We start from the raw sequence: 2,974 nt of genomic DNA on the forward strand, positions 1-2,974 counted from the left end.
GCCCGGGTGCCGGTCGGCGAGGGGGCCACGCGATGACGCCCACCGTCCGCGTCCTCCTCGCCGACGACCAGCCGCTCGTCCGCGCCGCCCTGGAGATGGTCATCACCGAGGCACCCGACCTGGAGGTGGTCGGCGAGGCCGCCACCGGCGCCGAGGCCGTCCGGCTCGCCGGGGAACTGCGGCCCGACGTGGTGGTGATGGACCTGCGGATGCCCGTGCTCGACGGCATCGAGGCCACCCGCCGGGTGACCGCCGCGCCGGGCGCGGCCCGGGTCGTCGTGCTCACCACCTTCGACGAGGACGAGAACGTGCACGCCGCCCTGCGCGCCGGGGCCTCCGGCTTCCTCGTCAAGGACATGGCCCTGGACGACATCCTCGCCGCGATCCGCGTGGTCGCCGCCGGCGACGCCCTCATCGCCCCCGGCGTCACCCGCCGCCTGATCGCCGAGTTCGCCGCCCGCCCCGCCCCCGCGCCCCCGGCCGCTGCCCCTGCCTCGCCTCCGACCGGCCGCCTCACCGGCATCACCGACCGCGAACGCGAGATCCTCACCCTCGTCGGCCGCGGCCTGTCCAACACCGAGATCGCCGCCGAACTCGTCCTCAGCACGGCCACCGTGAAGACCTACATGACCCGCCTCCTCACCAAGCTCGCCGCCCGCGACCGCGTCCACCTGGTGATCCTCGCCTACGAATCCGGCCTGGTCGGCCCGGCGGGAGGAGCACACCGGGAGGACGTCACACCCCGTTGGTAGCGTGCTCGCCATGACAGAACTGGAAGAGCTGGTCCTGACCCCCGACGAGCGCGCCCGGGGGGTCCGGGTCGACGGTGTGATGTTCACGATGGACTGGACCGGCGAGGACCACCCGGGCCAGCTGGCCGAGTTCGTGGCCGGCCGTGTCCGGGCCTTCGGGATACCGCCGACCGGCATCGACACCACCGCCGTCCAGCAGACCGCCGAAGCCGACCCGGCCCTGCGCCGAGGCGACCTCCCGGTCCGCCAACTCGACCACCTCTCCACCGTCCTGTCCGGCCTCGGCTGCACGCTCGCGGTGTGGGACAGCGGCACCGACGGCTACGAGGTCCTGGTCACCCGAACCGCCGGACTCGACCCGGCCGAACCGGCCGAACCGACCGGGCTGACCGGGCTGACCGGGCTGACCCACGAGGACCTCCCGGTGCGCGCCTGGGGCACGGAACGGGAGGAGACCCTGGTCAGCCTCACCTGCCCCGGCTGCTCCGCGATGCTGGTCTGGGAGCTCCCGCCCACCGAGACCCTGGCCGACGAGCACTGCGACTGCGGAACCCCCCTCTTCGACGCCACCGGCCGCCCCATGCCCGACGTCACCCTCCACGACTGAGCCGGTTCGGCGCATCAACCACGACAGGAGGATTCATGCCCATCAAGACGCTGCGGATTCCCACGGCGGACGGCCAGGCCGACGCCTTCGCCGCGTTCCCCGACCACGGTGAGCGGCACCCAGGGGTGCTGATGTACGCGGACGGCCTGGGGATCCGGCCCGTGCTGCGGGAGATGGCCCGCGAACTGGCCGGGCACGGGTACTACGTGCTCGTCCCCAATCTCTTCTACCGGCACGGCCCCGCCCCGGTGATCGAGCTGCCCGACCGCCTTGGAGAAGAGGTCCGGCCCGCGGTCTTCGCCCGGCTGATGCCCTTGATCGAGGCGCACACCGCCGAACGTGTCCTGAGCGACGCCGACGCCTATCTCAGGTTCCTCACGGCTCAGCCCGAGGTCAGCGCCGGGCCGGTGGCGGTGACCGGCTACTGCATCGGCGGCCTCGCGGCGGTGCGCACCGCCGCGGCCCACCCCGGTCAGGTCGCCGCCCTCGCCTCATTCCACGGCCCGGTGGGAGCCGACGGACCCGACAGCCTCTCGAAGCTCACCGCCGAGGTCCACTTCGGCCACGCCGAGAGCGACTTGACGCCCGAGGCCCTCGACGAGCTCAACCAGGTCCTGGACGCGGCAGGTGTCGGCTACACCTCCGAGATCTACCCCGGCACCGTCCACGGCTTCACCATGTCCGACACCGACGCCTTCAGCGCCTCCGGGCTGAAGCGCCACTGGGACCGCTTGCTTCCCCTCCTGGGCCGCGCCCTGGCCAACGGCTAGGTCCGCACGGGTTCGCCGGGTTGCCGACGCACGCGGCGAGGAGGGTCATCCGCGTCACCAACGCGATGCCGCCCCGGGGCGTCCGCCCCCACCAGCGTGGACCGGCGCGTTCATTCGACGACGGTGGAACAGCGCCCTGGTGACGGGCTCACCGGCCCCTGATGGTCCACCGGCCGGGAAACCGGTCCATCGCGCCCGTGCCGGTCCCGGCGTGCCCCGGGACGGGGCGGGGGCGGCGGGGTAGGAATGGAGCCGGGGGCCGGACCAGTGATGCGGAGGCCGTACATGCCGACCGACCAGGCGGATCAGCCGGAGCAGCAGGCTCTCGCAGCGGAGCGGCGATTGCGCGCGCTCCGGGCGGAGTTGACCCCACCGGGCGAGGAGGGGCCCGCCGTGGTCGCGGAGTTCGCGGCGGGGCGGGGGCGGCTCGCGGTGCTCGCCGAGCTGGCGGCGCAGCAGGAGCGGATCATCGCCTCCGACCGGCGCAGCCTGCTGCTGCTCGCCACCCGGTGCGCGGACGGGCCGTTGGGCGCGTGGTTCGCGGGGCTGGCGGAGGGCGAGAGCGCCGCGCTGCGTACGCTGCCCGCGCTGGCGGCGGCCTGCGGACCGGCCGCCTCCGGGGGGCCGCTGCCGGGTTGCCAGGCCTATCCGTCGTACCTGGCCTGGCTGGCCTTGAACGGACGTCCGCCGGCCGTGGCGGCGGCGCTGGTGGCCAACTTCGCGGCCTGGGGCGGCTACTGCGCGTCGCTGGCCGGGGCGCTGCGCCGGTTCCACGGGTTCGGGGACGAGGCGTGCGCGTTCTTCGACTTCTTCGCGGAGCCCGCGACGGCGCTGGAGCGGGCGGC

4 protein-coding genes are annotated in these 2,974 nt (G+C 74.2%); all 4 read left to right on the top strand.

All coding sequences use genetic code 11. The annotated features are described in order from the left end of the window. The first annotated feature begins 32 nt into the window (after positions 1–32). Positions 33–752: a response regulator gene (locus ABD308_RS32820; protein ID WP_344343193.1), complete on the top strand. Its 720-nt coding sequence runs from the start codon at positions 33–35 to the stop codon at positions 750–752. 10 nt (positions 753–762) lie between these two features. Continuing rightward, positions 763–1,359 carry a hypothetical protein gene (locus tag ABD308_RS32825; RefSeq protein WP_344343185.1) on the top strand — a complete coding sequence of 199 codons (597 nt, stop codon included), beginning with the start codon at positions 763–765 and terminating at the stop codon, positions 1,357–1,359. A 35-nt stretch (positions 1,360–1,394) separates the two neighbouring features. Further along, on the top strand, positions 1,395–2,129 hold the full coding sequence (locus tag ABD308_RS32830; protein WP_344343187.1) for a dienelactone hydrolase family protein: 735 nt from the start codon (positions 1,395–1,397) through the stop codon (positions 2,127–2,129). A 285-nt stretch (positions 2,130–2,414) separates the two neighbouring features. Beyond that, a partial coding sequence (locus ABD308_RS32835) for a transcriptional regulator (protein WP_344343189.1) occupies positions 2,415–2,974 on the top strand: 560 nt, incomplete at its 3' end.

This window comes from Kitasatospora putterlickiae (assembly GCF_039527695.1).
Lineage (GTDB): Bacteria > Actinomycetota > Actinomycetes > Streptomycetales > Streptomycetaceae > Kitasatospora > Kitasatospora putterlickiae.